Source organism: Rhodococcus sp. PSi06 (assembly GCF_054960675.1).
Genome location: NZ_JBHNYO010000002.1, coordinates 320,610 through 341,854, shown reverse-complemented (window position 1 = coordinate 341,854; position 21,245 = coordinate 320,610). Strand labels below are relative to the sequence as shown.

General features: G+C 63.9%; 20 protein-coding genes. 13 read left to right on the top strand and 7 right to left on the bottom strand.

The genetic code is table 11. The features are described from left to right. Window positions 1–65: 65 nt before the first annotated feature. The 4 genes from ACFI9K_RS04050 (at window position 66) to ACFI9K_RS04035 (ending at window position 3,501) form a co-directional block, all read left to right on the top strand. Window positions 66–1,247 (top strand): acyl-CoA dehydrogenase family protein, encoded by a 1,182-nt coding sequence (locus tag ACFI9K_RS04050; RefSeq protein WP_283316771.1) that lies wholly within the window; start codon window positions 66–68, stop codon window positions 1,245–1,247. A gap of 167 nt (window positions 1,248–1,414) precedes the next feature. Continuing rightward, a complete protein-coding gene (locus ACFI9K_RS04045) occupies window positions 1,415–1,891 on the top strand; it encodes a pyridoxamine 5'-phosphate oxidase family protein (RefSeq protein WP_462662353.1) in 477 nt (158 codons plus the stop codon). 73 nt (window positions 1,892–1,964) lie between these two features. Next, window positions 1,965–2,240 (top strand): muconolactone Delta-isomerase, encoded by a 276-nt coding sequence (locus ACFI9K_RS04040; protein ID WP_283316776.1) that lies wholly within the window; start codon window positions 1,965–1,967, stop codon window positions 2,238–2,240. Between the two features lie 67 nt (window positions 2,241–2,307). Continuing rightward, window positions 2,308–3,501: a thiolase family protein gene (locus ACFI9K_RS04035; RefSeq protein ID WP_462662352.1), complete on the top strand. Its 1,194-nt coding sequence runs from the start codon at window positions 2,308–2,310 to the stop codon at window positions 3,499–3,501. A gap of 273 nt (window positions 3,502–3,774) precedes the next feature. On the opposite strand, the gene ACFI9K_RS04030 is transcribed toward ACFI9K_RS04035, so the two are convergent. Then, the gene (locus ACFI9K_RS04030; RefSeq protein ID WP_462662351.1) at window positions 3,775–4,956 is read right to left on the bottom strand and encodes a lipase family protein; all 1,182 of its coding nucleotides are present in this window, start codon (window positions 4,954–4,956) and stop codon (window positions 3,775–3,777) included. Window positions 4,957–5,288: 332 nt separating this feature from the next. On the opposite strand from ACFI9K_RS04030, the gene ACFI9K_RS04025 reads away from it, so the two are divergent. Continuing rightward, window positions 5,289–6,536 carry an MgtC/SapB family protein gene (locus tag ACFI9K_RS04025; RefSeq protein ID WP_462662350.1) on the top strand — a complete coding sequence of 416 codons (1,248 nt, stop codon included), beginning with the start codon at window positions 5,289–5,291 and terminating at the stop codon, window positions 6,534–6,536. A gap of 11 nt (window positions 6,537–6,547) precedes the next feature. Here the strand turns inward: ACFI9K_RS04025 and ACFI9K_RS04020 are convergent, their stop codons facing one another. Then, window positions 6,548–7,288 carry an SDR family NAD(P)-dependent oxidoreductase gene (locus ACFI9K_RS04020; protein WP_462662349.1) on the bottom strand — a complete coding sequence of 247 codons (741 nt, stop codon included), beginning with the start codon at window positions 7,286–7,288 and terminating at the stop codon, window positions 6,548–6,550. 38 nt (window positions 7,289–7,326) lie between these two features. Continuing rightward, window positions 7,327–7,989: an SDR family NAD(P)-dependent oxidoreductase gene (locus tag ACFI9K_RS04015; protein WP_462662348.1), complete on the bottom strand. Its 663-nt coding sequence runs from the start codon at window positions 7,987–7,989 to the stop codon at window positions 7,327–7,329. Window positions 7,990–8,087: 98 nt separating this feature from the next. Here ACFI9K_RS04015 and ACFI9K_RS04010 point away from each other — a divergent pair, with 98 nt between their 5' ends. Continuing rightward, window positions 8,088–8,498, top strand: coding sequence for a winged helix-turn-helix transcriptional regulator (locus ACFI9K_RS04010; protein ID WP_462662347.1), 411 nt, complete (start codon window positions 8,088–8,090; stop codon window positions 8,496–8,498). A 7-nt stretch (window positions 8,499–8,505) separates the two neighbouring features. On the opposite strand, the gene ACFI9K_RS04005 is transcribed toward ACFI9K_RS04010, so the two are convergent. The 3 genes from ACFI9K_RS04005 to ACFI9K_RS03995 all read right to left on the bottom strand — a co-directional run bounded on the left by ACFI9K_RS04005 (window position 8,506) and on the right by ACFI9K_RS03995 (window position 12,897). After that, window positions 8,506–9,303, bottom strand: coding sequence for an SDR family NAD(P)-dependent oxidoreductase (locus ACFI9K_RS04005; RefSeq protein WP_462662346.1), 798 nt, complete (start codon window positions 9,301–9,303; stop codon window positions 8,506–8,508). Window positions 9,304–9,308: 5 nt separating this feature from the next. Beyond that, window positions 9,309–12,194, bottom strand: a complete 2,886-nt coding sequence (locus ACFI9K_RS04000; RefSeq protein ID WP_462662345.1) for an aminotransferase — start codon at window positions 12,192–12,194, stop codon at window positions 9,309–9,311. A 91-nt stretch (window positions 12,195–12,285) separates the two neighbouring features. Further along, the gene (locus ACFI9K_RS03995; protein ID WP_462662344.1) at window positions 12,286–12,897 is read right to left on the bottom strand and encodes a TetR/AcrR family transcriptional regulator C-terminal domain-containing protein; all 612 of its coding nucleotides are present in this window, start codon (window positions 12,895–12,897) and stop codon (window positions 12,286–12,288) included. A gap of 98 nt (window positions 12,898–12,995) precedes the next feature. Between ACFI9K_RS03995 and ACFI9K_RS03990 the strand changes: the two genes are divergently transcribed. Genes ACFI9K_RS03990 through ACFI9K_RS03980 form a run of 3 tightly spaced genes read left to right on the top strand, consistent with a single transcriptional unit; the run spans window position 12,996 to window position 16,580 of the window. Continuing rightward, window positions 12,996–14,471: an APC family permease gene (locus ACFI9K_RS03990; protein ID WP_462662343.1), complete on the top strand. Its 1,476-nt coding sequence runs from the start codon at window positions 12,996–12,998 to the stop codon at window positions 14,469–14,471. Window positions 14,472–14,514: 43 nt separating this feature from the next. Then, window positions 14,515–16,107 carry an amidohydrolase gene (locus ACFI9K_RS03985; protein ID WP_462662342.1) on the top strand — a complete coding sequence of 531 codons (1,593 nt, stop codon included), beginning with the start codon at window positions 14,515–14,517 and terminating at the stop codon, window positions 16,105–16,107. Next, window positions 16,104–16,580, top strand: a complete 477-nt coding sequence (locus ACFI9K_RS03980; protein ID WP_462662341.1) for a DUF3237 domain-containing protein — start codon at window positions 16,104–16,106, stop codon at window positions 16,578–16,580. The genes ACFI9K_RS03985 and ACFI9K_RS03980 overlap by 4 nt, the downstream gene beginning before the upstream one ends. 14 nt (window positions 16,581–16,594) lie before the next feature. On the opposite strand, the gene ACFI9K_RS03975 is transcribed toward ACFI9K_RS03980, so the two are convergent. Next, entirely contained in the window at window positions 16,595–17,020 is a 426-nt protein-coding gene (locus ACFI9K_RS03975; RefSeq protein ID WP_462662340.1) for a MarR family winged helix-turn-helix transcriptional regulator, read from the bottom strand. A 101-nt stretch (window positions 17,021–17,121) separates the two neighbouring features. Between ACFI9K_RS03975 and couN the strand changes: the two genes are divergently transcribed. Genes couN through ACFI9K_RS03955 form a run of 4 tightly spaced genes read left to right on the top strand, consistent with a single transcriptional unit; the run spans window position 17,122 to window position 20,918 of the window. Beyond that, complete coding sequence (gene couN / locus ACFI9K_RS03970) at window positions 17,122–18,030, top strand: 4-hydroxyphenyl-beta-hydroxyacyl-CoA dehydrogenase (RefSeq protein WP_462662339.1); 909 nt, start codon at window positions 17,122–17,124, stop codon at window positions 18,028–18,030. After that, window positions 18,027–18,932 carry a 4-hydroxyphenyl-beta-ketoacyl-CoA hydrolase gene (couO, locus tag ACFI9K_RS03965; RefSeq protein WP_462662338.1) on the top strand — a complete coding sequence of 302 codons (906 nt, stop codon included), beginning with the start codon at window positions 18,027–18,029 and terminating at the stop codon, window positions 18,930–18,932. Before couN ends, couO begins: the two co-directional genes overlap by 4 nt. After that, entirely contained in the window at window positions 18,929–19,390 is a 462-nt protein-coding gene (couM, locus tag ACFI9K_RS03960; RefSeq protein ID WP_462662337.1) for a p-hydroxycinnamoyl-CoA hydratase, read from the top strand. Before couO ends, couM begins: the two co-directional genes overlap by 4 nt. A gap of 28 nt (window positions 19,391–19,418) precedes the next feature. After that, entirely contained in the window at window positions 19,419–20,918 is a 1,500-nt protein-coding gene (locus ACFI9K_RS03955) for an acyl-CoA synthetase (RefSeq protein ID WP_462662336.1), read from the top strand. Window positions 20,919–21,245: the final 327 nt, after the last annotated feature.

The following is a 21,245-nucleotide window of genomic DNA, read 5'->3' as shown; positions in this document are numbered from 1 at the left end:
CCCTGAGTTCCGCACACACGACCAGAATCAGCAGTCCTACCCGACCAAGGAAGAAGCACTGACCCATGACTCTCCAGACACTCAGCGACGCAGACGTCAAGGCCGAACTCATCGGGAGGGCACATGACCTCACCGAACTGGTGGCCGGCGAGGCTGCCGAGACAGACCGGCGTGGCTCCGTCTCGCCGACCGTCATCGAGGCGTTCACCGATGCCGGATTCATGAAGATGTTGGTACCCAAGCGCTACGGCGGCTACGAGCTCGACATCGACACCATGTCCAAGGTGGTTCGGACCATCGCCCCGAGCTGCACCTCGACCGCCTGGGTGTTGGCGTTCTTCATCGGGCACAACTGGCTGCACGCGCTCTTCCCGGAGCGCTCGCAGGACGAGGTGTTCGCAAAGCGTTCCTTCGCGCTGTCCCCTGGCACATTCGCCCCGTCGTTCTCCCTCACGCCCACCAAGGGCGGTTACATAGCCAAGGGCCGTAGCTCCTGGAACTCCGGGACGCAGTGGGCCGAGTACTTCCTGAGCGGCGGGTTGGTCATGGAGGACGGGAAGCCGCCGTCACTGAAGTTCTTCCTCACGCCCAGGTCCGACGTGACCGTCATCGACAACTGGGACATCGCCGGGTTGCGCGGGACGACAAGCCACGACATCGCGATCGATGACGTATTCGTCCCGGACTATCACACGGTGGACGCCGCCCAGGTCATGGAGGGAACCACCCCCGGTTCAGCTCTGCACTCCAACCCGCTGTACTCGATGCCCGTGTTCCCGTTCATCGTCGGCGAGATCCTCCCCGTGGCAGTCGGCACCTACGCCAGTGCCGCCGAAGAGTTCAAGCGAGTCACCAAGAACCGCGTCATGAATACCGGTGCGCGCGCCGACAGCAAGCAGACGACACGGATCGTGGTGGGCAAGGGCGACGCCGGGGTGGCGCTGGCGGATTCGATGCTGGACGGCTTCATCGACTTCCTCGACACGGCCGATCTCGAGACGCTGCGCGATCCCCTGACCCGCGGACGGATGAAGGCACAGGGCGGGATGATCACCGACTTCTGCCGCGCCGGGGTCAACGAGCTGGTTGCGACGGCGGGCGCCAACGCCTACCGGTTCGAGTCGCCCCTGCAGCGGAACTTGCGCGACATCAACCTGATGAGTACGCACGCCACGCTCGACATGGGTCGCGCGGCGGAGACATACGGCGAGATCCTCCTCGGCTTGCCGCCCCAGGCGCCGGTCTGAGCCCGGCACGTCCGGCTCCGGCGGGAAACCGCCGGGGTCACCCCTAGCCGGGAACCATTGCGGCTGAGAGAGATCGGCGCATCGTCGACGATCTCTCTCAGCCGTTCCGCTGCCCCGGCATCGCCACTGCTCTTACATTCCACACACCACAACGCCAGGAGCAACTGATGTCTCGCCGAGACATGATTCGGATGAGCGACAACGAGGTAGCAGACTTCCTCGCCGAGGGCTTCGTCATGACCTGCGCCAGCATCGGGTCGACCGGGCGTATTCACCTGGCCCCTATCTGGTACGTGTCCGAAATGCCCACGCGCGTGAGCAGTTGGACCTACGGGGCATCGCAAAAGGTCCGAAACCTACGATCCCGTTCCACGGCCACCATCCAAGTCGAGTCCGGTGTCGCCTACGGGGAGTTGCGTGGGGTGAGCATGGAGTGCGACGTCGAGATCATCGACGACAGTGATCTCGTCACCTCGATCGGAATGGAGGTCACCGGCAGATTCCCGGACGTACTGCCGATCGATCCCGTCGAGGATGACCGCACCGAATTCGTCGCGATGCAGGTGCCCAAACGGGTGGGCCTGCGTTTCTACCCGACCCGCATTGTCAGTTGGGACCACCGAAAGTTGCAGGGGCGCTTCTGACATGGGGCGCGGTCGACCGACCGTGCCCACCGACATCGCACCCTCCCGATCATCGACAGAAAGCAGATAGTTCATGTTCTTCCTCGTACAGATGGAAGCAGTCATACCGAACGATATGGACCCCACGCTCCGAGCAGACCTCGGCGCACGCGAGAAGGCCTACGCTCAGCAGCTGCAACGAGACGGCAAGCTGCGCGACCTGTGGCGCGTGGTCGGACAGCACTCGAACTGCTGCATCTTCGAGGTCGACTCCAGTGACGAACTGCACCAGTTGCTTTGGGGTCTACCACTGTTCAACTACATCAACATCGAGGTCACAGCGTTGACCACGCACGGGTCGAAGATCTGACCATGCGATTCGGAGACGGGACATGGACCCGGTGAGCACTGTGGAACTGGCGAGCACTGTGGAACTGGTGAGCACTGTGGACACGGTGAGCATTGTCGGAGTGGGGATCACACCGTTCGGGAAGTTCCCCGACCGGTCGCTGCGTGACCTGGCGGCGCCGGCGATCGCCGAGGCGCTACGTGACGCCGAGATCAACGAGGCCGACGTCGATCTGATCATCCACGCCAATGCCGTCGGTGGACTCTTGACCGGGCAGGAGATGGCTCGCGGTCAGGTGGTCACGTCTGACACCGCTCTGGTGGGCAAGCCCTTGGTGAACGTCGAGAACGCTTGCGCGAGCAGCTCTACGGCGCTTCATATGGCGCAGTCGGCGATCTTGTCGGGGATGTATCGCACCGTCCTGGTCATCAGCAACGAGAAGATGAGCGGTCGCGGCACCCGCGCGGCGCTCGACGCTCTCGCGTCTGCTGCGGACATCGAGCGCCTCGAGCACTACAGCCGAGAACTGACCGGCCGCGACGATGCCGCCGAGTCGTTCTTCATGGAGGTCTACGCCCAGGAGACCCGGGACTACATGGCGGCGACGGGAGCCACCGCGCACGACTTCGCGATGATCGCGGCCAAGAACTCCGCTCACGCCGCCTTGAACCCGTATGCGCAGTACCGCACGGTGCGCACCCCCGAGGAGGTGCTGGCGAGCCGGTTGATCGCTGATCCGTTGACGATGCTGATGTGTTCGCCCGTGGCCGACGGCGCCGCGGCGCTCGTGGTGCGGGCGACCGCCGATACGCCGTCCCCTGACGCCGTTCGAGTTCGAGCATCCACACTGCTCACCGGCATTCCCGGCGGGGGTGCCACCACTCTGGAACGTCGTACCGCCGAAGCCGCGTACGAGAGCGCCGGGTTCGGACCGGACGAGCTCGACATCGTGGAGCTGCACGACGCAGCGTCACCCAACGAGCTCATCGTGTGCGAGGAACTCGGGTTGTGCGAACGCGGCGAGGGTCCGAAGCTGGCCCGAAGCGGGGCGACCGCTCTCGGCGGAGATCTCCCGGTCAACACCAGTGGCGGTCTCGTGTCGAAGGGACACCCAGTGGGCGCCACCGGCGCGGCCCAGATAGTCGAACTGGTCACTCAGTTGCGCGGCCGCGCCGGCGACCGACAGGTTCACGGTGCCCGCCGCGGACTCGCCGAGAACGCAGGAGGTTATACCCATCCGGAGGCGGCCGCCTGCGTGATCACCATTCTCAGCAAGGACTGACCGCGATGCCCTGCGCCGACTGATACAGCTGTCGGCGGCATGTGGCGGTCGATCTCGCACGATGTCACATCTCGTTGCCAATTCACCGCTGAAACTTTTGTTGGTGCACGTCACTGTGCATGAGCTGGGCGGGAGGTGCCCGGGCAGACTGCAGTGTCGGTTCGAAGGCCGGGACCCTACATAGCCGGTACTCGATGGAGGCACGCGTGACGACGAGCGATGGGCGGCACCGTAAGGTCGGGTTCCTCCCGAGTTCGAGCGAGATGGCGCGAGCTAGCCAGAACCGTTGGCCGCGAATTGCCCTGCCGTCCAGCGCAACACGAACGGCAGGCCGCTCATGGCGCCGATGAAGTGGTCGCCCGCCACGGGCTCGTAGTGCACGTCGGCACCCTTGCTGCGCCACTGCTCGATCAGGGCAGTCACGCCGGCCTCGGGGATGAAGCGATCGCCGATCATCTTGCTCGCGGAACCGTGGAAGAACGCGACCGGTGCCGCCGGCGCGTCGGCACCGGGACGGTTCGCGGCTATCACCCGCCGTGCGATGTCGGAGTCGAACGGGTTGGGCTCGGACGCGAAGTCCTCGAGTCGCATGCGTACCAGCCCGCCCAAGGCCAGGGGGAAGACGGACATGTCCTTCACCCAGGACGCCAACAGCAACGCCTTAGGGCCGAACAACTCCACCATCTCGGGGTGCTCACGCGCGAGACCTATGCTCGCCGCGCCCAGCAGACCGGCCGCGACGGTGCCGTTCATGGTGTCGAGCAGCATCGTGAAGTCGGTGGGCGTTCCACCGGAGACGGCACCCACCAATCTCACGTCCGGCGCGTACCTCGGCTGCAGTTGCGCTGTCCACGTGGTGGCGATCGCGCCGCCGCTGTAGCCGTAGGCCACTACCGGGCTGTCGGTGAGCTCAGGGGCGACGATCGTCATCCCGCGGAGTGAGTCCAGGACGGCGTGCCCGGCCATCGTGCCTTCGGAGTACGACATTCGTGGGCCTTGGTGATCGGCGACGAGGACGGCGTAGCCGCGGGCGAGCCAGAGCGGCATCACCGGTGGGAGGTCGGCACCGACACCGTGCACGAGCCGGTACGACGGCGTGCTCTTGGCTCCGAGGGAATCGATGGCGACGTTGTGGGCGACGACGGGCCGCGGTCCGCGCCCGGTCCACGGCCGCCTCGGGATCAGCAGCGAGGCAGTGACGCCGGCGGGGAGACCTCGCGCGTCGGTCGATCGCACCATGAACTGATGCAGGGCGGTTCGCGGCCGGGGCACCAGACCTCGAGTCGTGCGCTGCCGGATCACCGCACCGGGTGCGAGGTCCTCGATGCCGGGAGGGGTGAGGAAGAAGGCGTCGTTGTCGATCGGGGTGGGAAGGATCGCGGCATGGGGATCGTCCGGAGGCTCCAGGGGCAGTCGTCGAGTCAGTACGCGATCGAGCACACCGAACAGAGTCATGATCCCCCGATATCGTTTTCCAGCCGTACCGATCCCCGCGGTCACCGTACCGCGCGAGGCGGTCGGAGTACGTAGAAATGGAGACGTCCCGCGGGCACCCTCGCGGCCCTTGGCTCCCATGTCGAGCAGGTTCCGTGAGTGACGTGAGTCCTACGTATCAGGGACCTTTCGCCCTGTCTCCTCGACTGTGCTGTCACGACAATGGGATTGTGACCAACTGTGACGCCGAGAGCTGACGTCGTGACGGACACGTCGGATCACAGCGGTAGTGCGTTGACGGTGCGGCAAATCCGTTCCGGCAGAACGCGATCGGTGGAACTATCGTGAGCTGGATGGACGTCGAGCCCTTCCTGGTGGCGCTTGCCATCGGGCTGCTGCTCGGGTTCGAGCGCGAGCGCAGCCACATCCGCACGCTTGTGGCCGGGTCGCGTTCGTTCGCGCTGCTGTCTCTTGCCGGAGCCGTTGCCGCCGGCTTCGACACCTGGGCAGTCTCAGCCGGCATCGTCGTCGTCGGGCTGCTCATGGCGCTTGGTTATCTCCGCACCAGCGAGCAGGACCCGGGGACCACTACCGAGATCGCCGCGCTGGTGGCCTATCTGGTCGGCGCGCTCGGCTATACCGACCCGTCGGTAGCCGTCGCCCTTTCCGTGATCGTGGCCGGACTGCTGGCGTCGAAGTGTCGCATTCATCGCTTCGCCCGTCAGATGGTCAGCGAGATCGAACTCGAAGACGCCATCAAGTTCCTCGTGGCGGCGTTTGTTATCCTGCCGTTGTTACCTGATCGCGGAATCGGATTATACGGCGTACTCAACCCGGCCAAGGTATGGCTCCTCGTCGTTCTGCTCACCGGTATCGGATGGATCGGGTACATCGGCGTCCGGACTCTTGGGCCCCAGCGCGGTCTACTCGTCACGGGGCTGGCCGGCGGATTCGTATCCGCAAGTGCGACAACTGCATCGATGGGAAGGCTGAGCCGGACGGCCGACGGAATACGGGCACCGCTCGCCGGTGCGCTCGTTGCCAGCCTTGCCACCTTCATACAGTTGCTCGTCGTCATCGGGTTCGTCGAGCCAGAGGTGCTTCGACGACTGTGGCCCCCGGTGGTGGCGGGAGCCGTGGTGCTCGTCGTAGTTGCCGCCATTGTCTACCGCGATGTCTCAGTGGCTCCACACAACGCGGAGGTGATGCGCGGAGGCATCGAACCGCTTACCGCGGCGCGACCGTTCTCGTTGCGGCCGGCACTCGTCTTGGCCGCTGTTCTCGTCTTCGCCCTGTTTGTCGGCCGCTGGGGTGCTGACGTGCTGGGCTCGCGAGGAGCGGTGCTCGCCGCTGCTGCCGCGGGTCTCGCCGATGCTCACGCCGGTGCTCTCGGTGCTGCGAGCCTTGCGGCGAAAGGCACCATCACAGTCGACAGCGCGCTGCAGGCAATCGCCGCTGCGCTCGGATCCAACCTTCTGGTCAAGAGCGTGCTGGCCTTCACTTCAGGTGGACGTCACTTCGGTCTCGGGTTTCTTGCGGGCATGGCCCTGCCGACCGTTGTCTTCTCCGTCGCGATGACCATCGTGGTGACGATGGGATGAACTGCAGCGTGTCACAACCTGATCAGCCCACCGTCGGCCATGATCGTCTGGCCGGTCACGAAGTAGGAGTCGGGACCGGTGAGGAAGAGGACTGTGCCCACGACGTCCTCGGGTTCGCCGACCTTCTTGATGGCCTGCATGGCAGCGGCCTGTTCCAGTGGCAATGACGAAGACTCTGCTCCTGGTGTGCGTGAGAGCGTCGCGCCTACAGCATTTGCGGTGATGCCGTAGGGAGCCAGATCGTTGGCGAGACCGCGGGTGAACCCGATGGCTCCCATTTTGCTGGCAAAGTAGGCGGTCATTCCGGGAGGCGTCATACCGATCGAGTTGGAGGTGAGGTTGACGATCCGCCCCCAGCCACCTTCTTTCATCATCGGTAAGACGGCCTGAGTCATCAGGAATTGCGAGTCGAGGTTGATGGTCAGAACCTTGCGCCAGGTCTCGTAGGTCATGTCGTCCATATGGATGGAGGGATAGACACCGACGTTGTTGACCAGGATGTCGCAGCGGCCGTACCGGCTGCGGACCTCATGCTCGACCTGCTGCGTCTGCTCCGGGTCGGCGACGTCGACGATCAGGCCGGTCGCCTTCCCCCCGGCTTTCTCGATGAGGGAAAGGGTTTCTGTCGGTTCCGCAAGATCTATCGCGACAACCCGCGCGCCGCGCTCGGCCAGGCCGAGGCAGATGGCCTGTCCGAATCCCTGCGCTGCGCCGGTGACTACTGCAACACGGTCATCGTGCGATGGGGTCATGGGTATCTCCTTCGATTGTTCTGGGTCGGATATGTCCGTCAGGCGAGTGCGGCAGGGTAGCGGGGGTCGGCATCGGACCGCGTTTCGTGCAATTCGAGGTACGTGGGAGCGATCTCGGCGGCCGAGGTGCCGGGTTGCCCGGATCCGATCCATGCGCTGACGGCCAGATGTGCTGCGTACACACCGTGTTCGGCGAGTACGTTGTGCAAATTCAGAACCCAATTGCGCAGGCCGGCCGACGCGATGTTGATGTTGGCGAGAAAGGGCACCGGCTCGACCGATCCGCCGCCGGTGGTGACGATGATGGTGCCGGCTTTCGCGGCGATCATGTCGTCGACGACCTGTTTCACGACATGTATTGCGCTGAAGTAGAAGTCGAGCTGCGGCTGAAGGTTTGCCGGTGTGATGTCGAGGACGCCGACAGCAGGCAGGGTTGCGTCGGATGCCGAGAATTCGAGAACGTCGACCGTGCCGAGTGTGGTGCGGATCTGGGTGAAGGCCGTCGTGATCGAGTCCGCGTCGAGTACGTCTGCGGTGAATCCGTGCGCGTCGATCCCCTCGCTTTCGAGCTGTTCGGTCAGGGAATTCAACTTCGCCTGATTTCGGGCGACGAGTGCGACGGCGAAACCTGTGCGCCCGAAAACGCGGGCGATTTCCAACCCCATTCCGGGGCCGGCGCCGACTATGGCGATCAACGACATGGGCTCACTCCTGCTCGGTTACTATTTGTGTGTCACCCCATCCTCTGTGTGCCGTATCCGCGGCACAAGAGGGCACATTTATGTTCGTGAGGAGCGCCATGGCGGCCAGCAAGTTCGGCACCGTCGACCTCGACACTGTGGTGCCCGGCCCGTGCGAGGGATGGGGTGAGGATGCGGCATTGATCCGCGGAATTCTCGATCGTGTCGGAGACAAGTGGGGCATTCTCGTGATCGCCGTGCTTCGTGACGCGCCGATGCGCTACAAGGAGTTGCAGCGCGCGGTCCCTGGCATATCTCAGCGGATGCTCACCCTCACGCTGCGTCACCTCGAGCGCGACGGCCTGCTCACACGCACCGTGTATCCGGAGGTGCCGCTGCGCGTCGAATATGCCCTGACACACCTCGGCGTCTCGCTTCTCGAGCATGTCCTGGGTCTGGCGATGTGGGCATCAGCGCATACCGACGAGATTCGAAAACACAGGAACGACTTCGACAGCCGGCAATCATGACCAACCACTAGAGCGCGATCGTATCCCGCAGACCGCGCTCTTCTGCGATCGAATTACCACCGTCGACGACGAAGACCTGCCCGGTGATGTAGGACGCCGATGCGGATGCGAGGAATGCCACGAGTGCCGCAACCTCCTCGGGTCGACCCGAGCGACCCAGCGGGGTGGCAGCCCCCATCGCGCTCTCGTGTTCGGTAGCCGAGCCCGTTGCGATCCAGCCGGGGGCAACGACATTCGCCGTGATACCTCGATGGGCATTGTCGATCGCCACGGATCGCGTCAGCCCGACGAGGGCAGCCTTGGCCGCGTGATAGGCCGCCTCGCCGCGGTAGGCCATCACCGATCCCGAAATGGAACCGATGTTCACGATCCTCCCGAAACCCTGCTGCACCATAGGTTTCAATGCGGCTCGAGTCACGAAGAAGTTCGTGTCGAGGTTTCGGGAGATCCCGGCGTGCCACTGATCATCGGATGTGAGATCGGCGGGTGCTTGTTCTTCGCTGCTCGTCGTGGAGGTCATGCCTGCACTGTTGATGAGGACGTCGAGTCGGCCGAACTGGTCGACGGCGGCGTGAACGAGACGATCTGCGGTCCGTGAGTCGGTGAGATCGCCGATGAAGCCGACCACGTCGGCACCGACAGCCGCCAACTCGGCGACGCGCTCGTCGATGCGACGCGTCGTCGCCGCGATCAGTAGCGAGTGCGTCGGAGCCAACGCCAGGGCGGAGGCGAACCCGATTCCGGAGGGACTCCCTGCACCCGTCACCACTGCAACGCGTGTGTGCCGGCTCGATGCAGTGGTCACCCGAGTCACCATCCCGTCGTGAGGACGCGGTCGAGGGAATCGACGAAATAGTCCACGGATTCCTGCGAAATGCAGAGCGGCGGTTTGATTTTGAGTACGTTCTGGAAGTCGCCGGTGGGCTGCATGACGACCCCCAGTTCGAGTAGACGGGTGCAGATCGCGGCTGTTTCCTCGGGTGCAGGCTCGATGGTGGAGCGATCCCGGACGAACTCGAGGCCGAGGTAGAAGCCGGATCCGTGGACGGCACCCACGATCGGATGTTTTTCGGCGAGCTCGAGCAGACGCGATTTGAGGTGTTTGCCGACTGTTCGTGCGTTCTCCTGCAGTCCTTCTTGCTGGATGACGTCGAGGACGGCGAGGCCGATTGCCGAGGACACCGGTGAGCCGCCGGTGGACGAGAAGAAGTAGCCTCCCGTTCGGTATCGATCGGCGATATCCCGACGGGTGATGACGACGCCGATCGGTTGGCCGCCACCGACCGATTTCGCGACGGCCACGACGTCGGGTACGGCCTGCTGTTGTTGGAAGCCCCAGAACCACTCGCCCAGTCGGCCGTATCCGACCTGCACCTCGTCGGAGATCGCGATCCCGCCGTGCTTGCGTATCGCGGCGTACACCTGCCGAAGGTAGCCGTCGGGTAGTGCCACACCTCCGGCATTGCCGAAGTACGACTCGCAGATGAATCCCGCCGGAAGTGTTCCCGCGGCTGCAAGTTCGTCGATGAACTGCACTGCCTCGGTGGCGTATCGGCCGGCGTCCGGGCCACGGTGGACGCCGCGATACGCGTTGGCCGCGTCGACGGTATGCACCCATTGTGGTCGCGTGGTCAGTGCATTGGGGTTGTCGGCAATGGACGTCGAGACGGCATCGCTGGCGAAGGTCCAGCCGTGGTACGCCTCCCTCATCGCCACCATGTCTGTGCGTCCGGTCGCGGCCATCGCGATGCGGATCGCGAGATCGGTTGCCTCCGAACCGGAGTTGACGAAGAACACGGTGTCGAGTTCCGCGGGCAGTGTGGCCGTGATGCGTTCCGCGAAGTCGGAGATCGCCCGGTAGTGGAAGCGCGAGTTGGTATTGAGCAGGCGCATCTGCCGGTGGGCGGCCTCGACGACCTTCGGGTGGGCATGTCCGACGGAACTGACATTGTTGACCATGTCGAGGTAGACCCGACCGTCGGTGTCGACCAGAAACTCCCGCCAACCGCGTTCGATGCGCGGCGGATGCGCATAGTAGTGCTCCTGCACCTCGGCGAGTACTCGTTCACGGCGCCCGAGGGTGTCGTCGTCGACGTCCGGTGCCGTCGGGGCAAGCCCGATCACCGGTGCCGGATCACCGGCGAGAGCGTGCCAACCGTCGGCGTACGCCGGTCCCACCAGAAGTGGGATCGTGCCGGAATCGGCTTGGGTGAACTGGATTTCGATGGGCGTACGAGCGGGGAGCATCGGACGTTCGGATCCGGTGTGAGAGAAGCCGGTGATGTGAACGACTCCCGCATCGACCGAGACGGTGACGCCGTCGGCGACGTTCGCGATCTGCCCCCTCGCCGGGACGTCCAGGGCAGTGTCGCGGGCGAGCCACAGTGTCAGCGCGGTGGGAACGGTGGCGGGGGATTGGGGAGTACGGAAGGGCGCTCCGGTCAACCGTGCGGTCCATGCGGGCGCAACCGCTGCGGATGCTCCGCCGTCGAGGGCGGCCAGTGCAGCGTTGTTCAGGACGTCCCCGTGCAGCCACCGTCCTTCGTCGTTGAGGGGGGAGGTGGTTCCGGCGTCGATGATCGTGGCGTCGGCGATACCGTCGAGCAGGGGAGCGTTGCTCCAGATCGGTCGTGGCCGGGGTGCGAAACCCAGTGCCCGACGGATGGTTTCGGTCATCACAGCCAACGGGACCGATGCGGCCTGTTCCAGTATTCGCATCTCCCGGTCCAGCGCGTCATCTGCGTACGAGTTTCCGGCGTCGAGCCGAACTTGTTGTCGGCCACTGAGAACCAGCACCACCCCGCGCAGGGCAACCAGTGGCCAGAGCGCCTCCACCTCGTCTTCGCTGAGCGGACGAGCCGAGTGGAAGGCCCGGATGGCAGGGACGGCATCGACCGGGGTGACGCCGTCGTGGTGCAGCAGCGAGGACACGGTGACCGCGATTTCACCGACGGCCCAGGACTCGGCGACATCGCCGAAGTCGATGACTGCGTCCGGCAGAGCGCCGGGCGTTGCGGCCGCAATGACGTTGTCGTCGGTGATATCGAAGTGACCGATCTGGCGGGGCAGTCCGGGCGAGACCGAGTGCAGCTGCCGGTACGCCGATTCGGTGACCTCGGCGACGAACCGGCTCACCTCGGCGTCCGGTTCCTCGGGAAGCAACGTCGAGATGACGCGTTCGGCGTGGCACAGGTTCCATTGCAGGACACGGCCCGAGGCGGGGTGACGGATACCGGCGAGGGCGAGGCTCACCTGCGCGGCGAGTTCACCCATCCGCTCCACGGTGGCCGGGGACAGATAGTTCGATCCCATCAAGGTCGAACCCGTCATGAATTCGATGATTCGGCCGTGGATACGTCCCTGCGAGGTCTCCCACCACGTCGACATCGGGCCCTGCGGTCCCTCGACCACCCGAGGCGTGCGCAGTCCCGGTCGGTGTTCGGCAACGGTCGATGCGGCCAGATCCTGCAACTCGATCTCGGCTTCGCTGAACACGGGGTTGCTGAGCTTGAGAACGCCTATCGGAGTGGAATTCTCGTCGTGGACCAGAAAGTTCTGGTCTTGCTGACTTCCTAGTTCGACAACCGTGCCCGTCAGGCCGAACGTCGTGTGCAGCAGACGCTGCACCTCGTCGATCGTGAGGGTGGGTGTCGGTAGTTCCGGGCAATCGAAGAAGTCGAAAGTGTTGTCGGACATGGGTGTTACTCCGTTCGTCGTCGGACACACAGACGCTTCCGACCTTGATGTGCGCGAGGTTGATGTGCTGTTGGAGGCAGAAGTGCTGACGTCAGCGGCTGTCGAGGCGGTGACGAAAGCCGGTGAGCAGGGCGGTCAACCCCGCTTCGAAGGCTGTGTCCGCGGGGTTCTCAGCGTTGTCGCGTGCCTCGACCGCGGCCGACAGTGCGGGGTGTAGCTGTGTATCGGGTGCGTTGATGTTGCCCCCACTCGCCAAGTCGAGTGCCGAGCCCAGGACGAAGCTGTCGAACGCGACGATGATCGGCAACACCTCCGGCCACGAGAAGCCCGCAGCATGGAGTCCGTCCGCGATCCGGTCGTACTCCGCCAGTGACTCCTTGTCGCGGACCAGTGCTGTTGCGAACAGTCGAATCGAGCCGGCATGACGTGCGAAAGCGGCGCGATAGGACCACGCCAGTCTTCTCAGGGCCTCGTCCCACGGGACTCGGCCGAATGCCGAGTTGTCTATCGCCCGAGCGATCCGCGCTCGCATGAGATCGACGACCTCGTCCCTACCCGCAACATGGTGGTACAGCGAGGACGGGTGTACGCCCAGCTTCGCAGCAAGCTGAGTGACGGTGAAATCGCCTGCAGTGTCCGATATTCGAAGTGCTTCGTCGACGATGCGATCCACGTCGAGTAGCGCTGTCCGTGGTCGTGCCACATTCCACCAATTTCTCTCTACGGCTATCCAAGTCGGTATCTGTGGTCTACATTACAGCAAAACCAAAACAGTTTTGGTTAATCGGACGGGAGCCCGCCATGACAATCCCCAATCACTCAGGGCAGCCAAGTGCCCTCGATCGCGCCAGTCTCCATTCGCGCGACATCGTCTTCTTCGTCGTCGCCGCGGCGGCACCCCTCACCGTCATGGTGGCGGTGGCCCCGATCGCCCTACTCGTGGGTGGGGTCGGCGCTCCTGCCGGCTACCTGGCCGCCGGTCTGATCAACATGGTGTTCGCCATCGGATTCACCAAGATGGCGAAGCATGTCCACAACAACGGTGCGTTCTACTCCTACATCCGGAAAGGCCTCGGCAAGGTCGCCGGTTTGGGCAGCGCCATGGTCGCTGTGGTCTGCTACACCCTGCTTCAGCTCAGCATCTACGGACTGTTCGGTGCCGTCACCGAAGCAACGGTGAACGACTTCCTCGGCATCGACCTCCCCTGGTGGTTGTGGGCGCTGGTCGCGGCCGCGATCGTCGCGGTTCTCGGCTATCGGTCGGTGCGAGTCGGAGCCAAAGTTCTGGGAGTGCTTCTCGTGCTGGAGGTCGTGATCCTGGTGGTGTTGGCTGTCGGCGTCATCGCGAAAGGTGGAGCAACAGGTCTGACATTCGAGCCGTTCTATCCCGAGAACGTCTTCACCGGAGCGATGGGTGCAGTGCTGGCAGTGTCGTTCGCTGCGTTCATCGGGTTCGAGGCGACAGCGCTGTTCCGCAACGAGGCTGTGCGGCCTGATCGCACTGTTCCCCGCGCCACCTATGCCGCGGTCATCTTTCTGGCGATCTTCTACTCCTTCATCGTCTGGGTGGCCGTGATGGCGTTCGGCACCGACAAAGCGGTGGAGACGGCAGCGGCGAATCCGGCCGAGTACTTCTTCACCGCGATGGACATCTATGTCGGAAGCGCCGCAACCGATGCAATGCGGATACTCATCGTCTCGAGCGGTCTCGCTGCACTACTGGCCCTGCACAATGCGATCACTCGCTACGGATATGCACTGGGCCGCGAGCGAATCGTCCCGACCCGGCTGAGCGCGGTGCACAGCAAGCACTTGTCCCCGCACATCGCCAGCATCACGCAGACGGTGATCGCTGTGGTTGCCGTGTTGTGCTTCGCGGTCTCCGGCGTCGATCCGATTCTGGAGATGACCGCGTGGACCGCGAGTACGGGCACCGTGGGAATTCTTGCGCTGCAATGGCTCACCTCCATCTCGATCGCGGTCTTCTTCCTCAGAGGCAAAGACGCAGTGCGAGATCGAGGTGCCGCATTGGCGGGCATCGCCTCGTTCGTCTTGTTCGGTCTTGCCCTGTACCTGGTGATCAGCAAGATCGAAATAGCCACCCTGACAGACAATCCGGTCGTCAACACCATTGCCATCGGTGGGCCCATCGTGGTGTTCGTCTTCGGAGTTCTTCTGGCACTGTGGATTCGTCACCGTCGCCCCGAGGTATACGAAGGCCTGGGCAGCACCGATGTCGATTCGGAACTCGCGACCACCCCTCAGCCCGTCGAATAGACGCGCACAAGACCACGGCCGATCACGCACAAGGAGTTTCACCATGGCTGACGCCACCCTCGCCCTCATCAACGGGCACGTAGTCACTCAGGCCGACGGCGCACCCGCCGCAGAGGCAGTAGCGGTCCGCGGAGACCGTGTCGTTGCTCTCGGAACGACTGCCGACATCCTCGAACTCAGTGGCCCGGGAACGAGAATTGTCGATCTCGCAGGCGGCACCCTGACCCCGGGCTGGGTGGACGCCCACACACACGTGGTTCAAGGTGCACTGATGTCGCTCGGTGTGGACATGAACGGGTGCGAGACTCTCGACGACGTACGTCGGGTGCTCGGCGACGCGACGCCGGTGGACGGTTGGATTCGCGGGTGGGGGCTCAATCACAATGTGTTCGAGGGCAAAGCACCGACGTTCGACGCGATCTCGAACACGATCACCGAGCCCGTCCTGATCCGGTTCTACGACGCCCATTCGTCACTGGCCAACCAGGCGGCGCTGGACGCCGCGGGTGTGACAGGACTGGAGGTCTTCGAGCACGGCGTTGCCCGGGTGACGGTCGACAGTGCAGGAAAGCCCACCGGTCACCTGATCGAGGAGGCGGCCATCCACCTGGTGGAGAGCGCGGCACCGGCTCCGAATCCGGAAGCGGCGAAGGCGTTGTTGCGCGGGGTGACCGAGGAGATGGCATCGGTCGGGTTGACCGGGGTTCATGTCATGGACGATTTGCCCGGGACGGTCGAGATGATTCGCGCACTCGACGAGGACGATGCGGGGTTGAGATTCTGGGTGTACGGCTGGGTTCAGCCGGATCACCCGGCGGAGCGGGTCGACGAACTGGCAGCGTTGGTCAACGGTCCGGGTGGCGTGCGATGGCGATATGCGGGCGCGAAACTGTTCATGGACGGAACCGTCGAAGGCGGTACCGCATGGTTGTGCCACCCGGACGTGCGCGGCGAGAGTACGCACCCGTCGTGGACCGATCCGGAACGGTACGCGAACGTCGTGCGAGAGCTCAGTAAGCGCGGAGTGACGACGGCAACCCATGCAATCGGCGATGCTGCTGTCCACCACTGTGTCCGGACGCTTGCTGCCCTGGGCGACGGGGTTCGACACCGACTCGAACACCTCGAGACGGTCTGTCCCGAGGATCTGATTTCGATCGCCGCTGCGGTCGACATCGCGACCTCCATGCAACCGACGCATTGCACCAGGTACACCCGCGCAGACGAGGCCGACGACTGGTCGCGGCGGATGGGGCGCGACCGTATCGACCGCGCCTGGCCGGTGGCGGAGCTTCGGGATCTCGGCGTCACGGTTGCTCTCGGATCGGATTGGCCCGTGGCGGATTTCGACCCCCGAATCGTGATGGCGGATGCTCAGCTGCGCCGGCCGGCCGATCGGCCGGCCGATCCCCCTCGCCAACCGCGCCAGGCGATCTCGGCGCGGCAGGCCCTCGACGGCTACACCACTCATCCTGCCGCCGCGGCCGGTCTCACCGACGGCACCGGAACCATCGTGGTGGGTGGTCCTGCAGATTTCACAGCGATAGACGGTGACCTGTCCGGGCCTGCCGAGAAATTGCCGGAACTGCCGATCATCGCCACTGTCGTGGCAGGCGTTGTGGTGTACGAGCGGTGACCGCGACGTCGGACGGTCTTCCGCACCCGGAACTCGAGTTCGTCTTCGAGGTCCGAGTGAGTGTGGCCGACGAGCTCCGAATCGGTCGCAGTGCCCAGGAAGTGCTGCATTTCGTTGCGATCACCGGCGGTACCGTATCGGGCCCGAAGATGACCGGTGAGGTCCTTCCCCACGGAGGTGATTGGTTCGTCGAACGCGGAGAGACGGTGCAACTCGACGCCCGCTACGTGCTGCGCGCCGAGGACGGGTCATTGATAGACGTGCGGAATCGGGGCTACTATCGGGCCGACTCCGGCGTCGAAGCTCGTTTGGAAGCAGGCGAATTCGTGGACGAGCGCGAGTACTACTATCGCACGGCCCCGGTGTTCCAAACCGATTCCGAGCCGTTCAGGTGGCTCGCAGACAACCAGTTCGTAGGGATGGCCCGCAACGAGGGTGGCCAGATCTGCATTCGGTTCTTCTGGCTGCGGTAACCGAAGGTTCCTGCTCAGTGGACGATGGTTTTCAGGGCCCGTCGTAGCTCCGAAACACCATCGTTGCCGAGGGCATCGAGGATCCCCGCGTTGTTCGACGCCAGCGCGCGCTGAGCGTCGACACACAGTGCGCGGCCGGTTTCGGTGGCGTGAATCCGTTTGTTGCGGCGATCGTCCGGATCGACTCGGCGGGTGATCAGTTCACGGGATTCCAGATCGTCGACCAGTGCGACGATCTGACTGGGGTCGAGACCTAGATTCTCGGCTATCTGACGCTGGCCGAGCCCTCCGGAATGCTCGCAGGCCAGAGCGAGAACGGAGTACGAGCGCACGCGCAGATCGAACTGAGCCAGCGCGGTTTTGGCCGCACCGGCCATCGATGCTCCCGCGCGACTCAGTAGGAATCCGATGTCGTCGGACAGCGGGGAAATGTCGGTCATTGTGCTCCTTTGCTCGCCGACCGACTCTAGCAAAAACAAACCATTGACAATATCAATCATTGATGGTGTTCTTTGACTGACACCACGAGGAGGAGACGGCTATGAAGCTCGACAACAAGGTGGCAGTGGTCACCGGAAGCGGCCAGGGACTCGGCTTGGCTTACGCACAGGACCTGGCCCGCCATGGCGTAGCCGTCGTGATCAACGATGTGAACCAGGGGATCGCCGATGCAGCCGTCTCCTCGATCGTCGAGGCCGGCGGCAAGGCAGTCGCCATCGTGGCATCGGTCGGCAGTACCGAGACCGCACAGAAGTTGGTTGCCGGAGCGGTCGAGGCGTTCGGTCGCCTCGACATCATGGTCACCAACGCCGGAATCCTGCGCGACAAGGTGTTGTGGAAGATGACCGACGACGACTTCGACGCCGTGGTGAACGTCCACCTTCGCGGAACGTTCACCTGTGCACGCGAAGCAGCCGTTCACTTCCGCGCTCAGGGCGAGGGCGGCCGGATCGTCTGCATCGGCTCTCCCGCCGGCCAGCGCGGAAACTTCGGGCAGACCAACTACTCCGGCTCCAAGGCAGGCATCGTCGGCATGGTGCGTACCTGGGCCATCGAACTCCAGCGTGCAGGTGTCACCGTGAACGCAGTGTGCCCGGTCGCCGCGACCGCGATGACCGAAAGCGTTCCGTTCTTGGCACCGTACATCGAGGCCATGCGTAACGGAGATGCGTTGCCGCCCTTTGCCCGTCGTGAACTCGGCTTCGGAACACCCGAGGACGCAGCGGGAATTGTCTCCTTCCTTGCCAGTGACGCGGCCGCCGAGGTCACCGGGCAGGCATTCGCGGTCGGCGGCGACCGTCTGGCGCTGTGGACGCACCCGGACATGATCAACACCAGCTATCACGACGGCGGCTGGTCGGCCGACGATATCGCCGCTGCGTGGCCGTCGACGTTCGCAGACAGCCTCGAATCGGTCGGAGAGAACCTTCCCGTCGAGCCGGCCCGATGAGCTCGAAATACGAGTGCAACATCGACTTCGACGCCATCACCGCACTCGATGTGCACACCCATGTGGAGATCGACGGGTGCGGGCACCGTTCGCTCGACGACGAGTTGATGGCGGCGTCGGAGAAATACTTCAAGTCGGGTGAAGAGCGCACCCCCGGCATCGACGCGATCGCCGAGTACTACCGCGCCCGCAACATGGCTGCGGTGGTGTTCACCGTCGATGCCGGTGCAGCGTCCGGACATTCGCCGAACTCGGTAGAAGAGATCGCCGAAGGCGCAGCCCGCCACAACGACGTGCTGATCCCCTTCGGCTCGGTCGATCCATGGCAGGGCAAAGCAGCGGTGCGGCGGGTGCATCGCCTCGTCGAGGAGTTCGGTGTTCGCGGCTTCAAGTTCCACCCCAGCATGCAAGGCTTCGAACCGAACGATCGCCGCTTCTATCCGATCTACGAGGCCATCACCGAGGCCGGTGTGCCCGCACTGTTCCACACCGGCCAAACCGGTATCGGCGCGGGACTTCCCGGTGGGCACGGCATCAAGCTGCGCTACTCGGATCCAATGTTGCTCGACGATGTCGCTGCGGATTTCCCCGACCTGACGGTGATCATGGCGCACCCTGCGGTGCCGTGGGCGGATGCGCAGATCTCGATCGCCACGCACAAATCGAACGTGTACATCGACCTGTCGGGGTGGTCACCGAAGTACTTCCCGCCCCAGTTGGTGCGAGCAGCGAATTCTATGCTGAAGCGAAAGGTGTTGTTCGGCTCCGACTTTCCGGTTCTGACGCCGGATCGTTGGATGACGGACTTCGCGCAGCTCGACATCAAGGACGAGATTCGTCCACTCGTGTTCAAGACCAATGCACTGGCCGCACTCGGCCTGTCCGCCAAGGAGACACCATGATCACCCGCGTCGCCACACTCGCCGAGTTGAAGAACCTCGAAGGCACCGAACTGGGAACCAGCTCGTGGATCGAGGTTGCGCAGCCGCGAATCGATACCTTCGCCGACGCCACCGACGACCATCAGTGGATTCACGTCGACCCCAAGCGTGCCAAGGCCGAGAGCCCCTTCGGTGGCCCGATCGCCCACGGCTATCTGACCCTGTCGCTGATCATCCCGATGTGGGAAGAAGTGCTCGTCGTCGACAGTGTCACCACGAAGATCAACTACGGCCTGAACAAGGTTCGCTTCACCAACCCGGTCCCGGCCGGTGGCCGAGTTCGTCTGGCCGCCACCTTGAAGGCGTACGAGGAGCTGCCCAAGGGCGGAGCGCAGTTGACGGTTGCGGCAACGATCGAGCTCGAAGGTAGCGAGCGACCCGCAGTCGTCGTCGAGGCCGTCTACCGCATGTTCGATTGATTCATCGACCCGGGAGGAACGGATCGCGATGCGCAATCAAGGAGTCGGCTCGTGGATCAGGCGGCGCAGCAGGCAGTGTCCTCGCGCCTCGGCGATCGAGTTCCGTGGACAGGTTCTCACCTTCGAGCAGCTCGATGAGCGGACGACACGGCTCGCGCACGTGCTGCGCGGGCTCGGTGTCGGTAGCGGCGATCGAGTCGGCATCCTGTCCACCAATCATCCTGCCTATCTCGAGGTGCTGTTCTCCTGCGGCATACTCGGTGCTGTCTTCGTCCCTCTCAACGCGCGACTGACTGCGGTCGAAGTGGGCTTCGCAGTGGAGGACTCGGGTTTGTCGGTGTTGGTTCACTCCGAGGCCCTCGACGACGTCGCTGCCCTCGCAGCCGAAGGCGTGCAGCGCATTCGGTTGGGAGACGACTACGACGCGCTCATCGCCGCAGCGGAGTCCGTGCTCATCGACGAGCCGGTGGACGCGGCGGATCTGTGCTTCATCATGTACACCTCGGGCACGACGGGAAAGCCGAAGGGCGTCGTGATGACTCACGGCAATGTGCTGTTCGCGGTTCTCAACGCCGTGCTCGATCTGGACCTGTGCAGCGACGAAGTGGCCCTGGTCTGCGCTCCTCTGTTTCACACTGCCGCCCTGGATATGGTGGCGTTGCCAGTGTTGTTCAAAGGTGGGGCCGTCGTCATCGAAGAGGGATTCGATGCGGGACGAGTTCTCGACATCGTCGAATCACGTTCGATCACCTACACGTTCGGGGTGCCGACCATCCTCGATGCACTCGTGACCCACCGGAGGTGGACCGAGACCGACCTGACCTCGCTACGCCGCATAGTAGTGGCCGCTGCGCCGGTACCACCTCGGACGCTACGCGCGTACTCCGAACGTGGCATCAAGATGTGCCAAGGTTACGGGCTGACCGAGAGCGGTCCGGGCGCAACCATTCTCGCCTCGGTCGACGCCGAGCGGAAGATGGGCACCGCGGGCGTGCCGCACACGTTCACCGACGTGCGAATCGTCGATTCGTTCTCACAGCCGGTCTCGCCGGGCGAGCGGGGTGAAATTCAGATCCAAGGCCCCAACGTGATGAAAGAGTACTGGGGTCGGCCCGACGCGACGGCGGACGTGTTCGACGATGGTTGGTTGCGCACCGGGGACGTAGGAGTCGCCGACGATGAGGGCTTCGTGATGATCGTAGACCGGCTCAAGGACATGATCATCTCCGGCGGCGAGAACATCTATCCCGCCGAGGTCGAGGCGGCGCTGCTCGAGCTGCCCGATATCGAGAGTTGCGCGGTATTCGGTGTGCCCGACGAGAAGTGGGGTGAATCGGCCGTTGCGGCAATCACTGCCGTCGAGGGAGCGAACGTCGACCTCGATGCCATCGCGGATGCGCTCGGCGGCCGACTCGCGCGGTACAAGATTCCCAAGCGTTACATCCTCGTCGACGAGATTCCGCGCAACCCGACGGGCAAGATTCGTAAGAACATTCTGCGGGAGCAGTATTCGGGGATCACCCTATAGTCGGTTCGGCCGGAGTGGCCCCGCGTGAACCAGCCACATGCCGGTGACCGATAGTGGTCAACTCGCGGCGATTGTGTCGTTGATCGCCGCGTCCACGATGTCGGGTCTGTGCAAACCAAGCGGAAGTTACGCCTGCAATCATGAGAGACCCGAATGACGGTCGCTAACTGTCCACGCGACTCCGCGACGTGAGTCTCAGTGTCACGAGCGTGTCACATGTCGGTCCGAACGGACGTGTATTCGGGTGGTGTTGCCTGGACGATTGACACAGGTCAGAGCCTCTGTGGTGGTTCCATGTGGACGTATCTGGTTGTCTCGCAACATACT

What these genes read in the sequence shown, in the direction of transcription:
- couM (WP_462662337.1), top strand. Translation starts at nt 18,929, where the DNA reads ATGATCACCCGCGTCGCCACACTCGCCGAGTTGAAGAACCTCGAAGGC.
- ACFI9K_RS04050 (WP_283316771.1), top strand. Translation starts at nt 66, where the DNA reads ATGACTCTCCAGACACTCAGCGACGCAGACGTCAAGGCCGAACTCATC.
- ACFI9K_RS03975 (WP_462662340.1), bottom strand. Translation starts at nt 17,020, where the DNA reads ATGACCGACATTTCCCCGCTGTCCGACGACATCGGATTCCTACTGAGT.
- couN (WP_462662339.1), top strand. Translation starts at nt 17,122, where the DNA reads ATGAAGCTCGACAACAAGGTGGCAGTGGTCACCGGAAGCGGCCAGGGA.
- ACFI9K_RS03990 (WP_462662343.1), top strand. Translation starts at nt 12,996, where the DNA reads ATGACAATCCCCAATCACTCAGGGCAGCCAAGTGCCCTCGATCGCGCC.
- ACFI9K_RS03985 (WP_462662342.1), top strand. Translation starts at nt 14,515, where the DNA reads ATGGCTGACGCCACCCTCGCCCTCATCAACGGGCACGTAGTCACTCAG.
- ACFI9K_RS03955 (WP_462662336.1), top strand. Translation starts at nt 19,419, where the DNA reads ATGCGCAATCAAGGAGTCGGCTCGTGGATCAGGCGGCGCAGCAGGCAG.
- ACFI9K_RS04025 (WP_462662350.1), top strand. Translation starts at nt 5,289, where the DNA reads ATGGACGTCGAGCCCTTCCTGGTGGCGCTTGCCATCGGGCTGCTGCTC.
- ACFI9K_RS04045 (WP_462662353.1), top strand. Translation starts at nt 1,415, where the DNA reads ATGTCTCGCCGAGACATGATTCGGATGAGCGACAACGAGGTAGCAGAC.
- ACFI9K_RS04015 (WP_462662348.1), bottom strand. Translation starts at nt 7,989, where the DNA reads ATGTCGTTGATCGCCATAGTCGGCGCCGGCCCCGGAATGGGGTTGGAA.
- ACFI9K_RS04010 (WP_462662347.1), top strand. Translation starts at nt 8,088, where the DNA reads ATGGCGGCCAGCAAGTTCGGCACCGTCGACCTCGACACTGTGGTGCCC.
- ACFI9K_RS04020 (WP_462662349.1), bottom strand. Translation starts at nt 7,288, where the DNA reads ATGACCCCATCGCACGATGACCGTGTTGCAGTAGTCACCGGCGCAGCG.
- ACFI9K_RS04040 (WP_283316776.1), top strand. Translation starts at nt 1,965, where the DNA reads ATGTTCTTCCTCGTACAGATGGAAGCAGTCATACCGAACGATATGGAC.
- ACFI9K_RS04030 (WP_462662351.1), bottom strand. Translation starts at nt 4,956, where the DNA reads ATGACTCTGTTCGGTGTGCTCGATCGCGTACTGACTCGACGACTGCCC.
- couO (WP_462662338.1), top strand. Translation starts at nt 18,027, where the DNA reads ATGAGCTCGAAATACGAGTGCAACATCGACTTCGACGCCATCACCGCA.
- ACFI9K_RS04000 (WP_462662345.1), bottom strand. Translation starts at nt 12,194, where the DNA reads ATGTCCGACAACACTTTCGACTTCTTCGATTGCCCGGAACTACCGACA.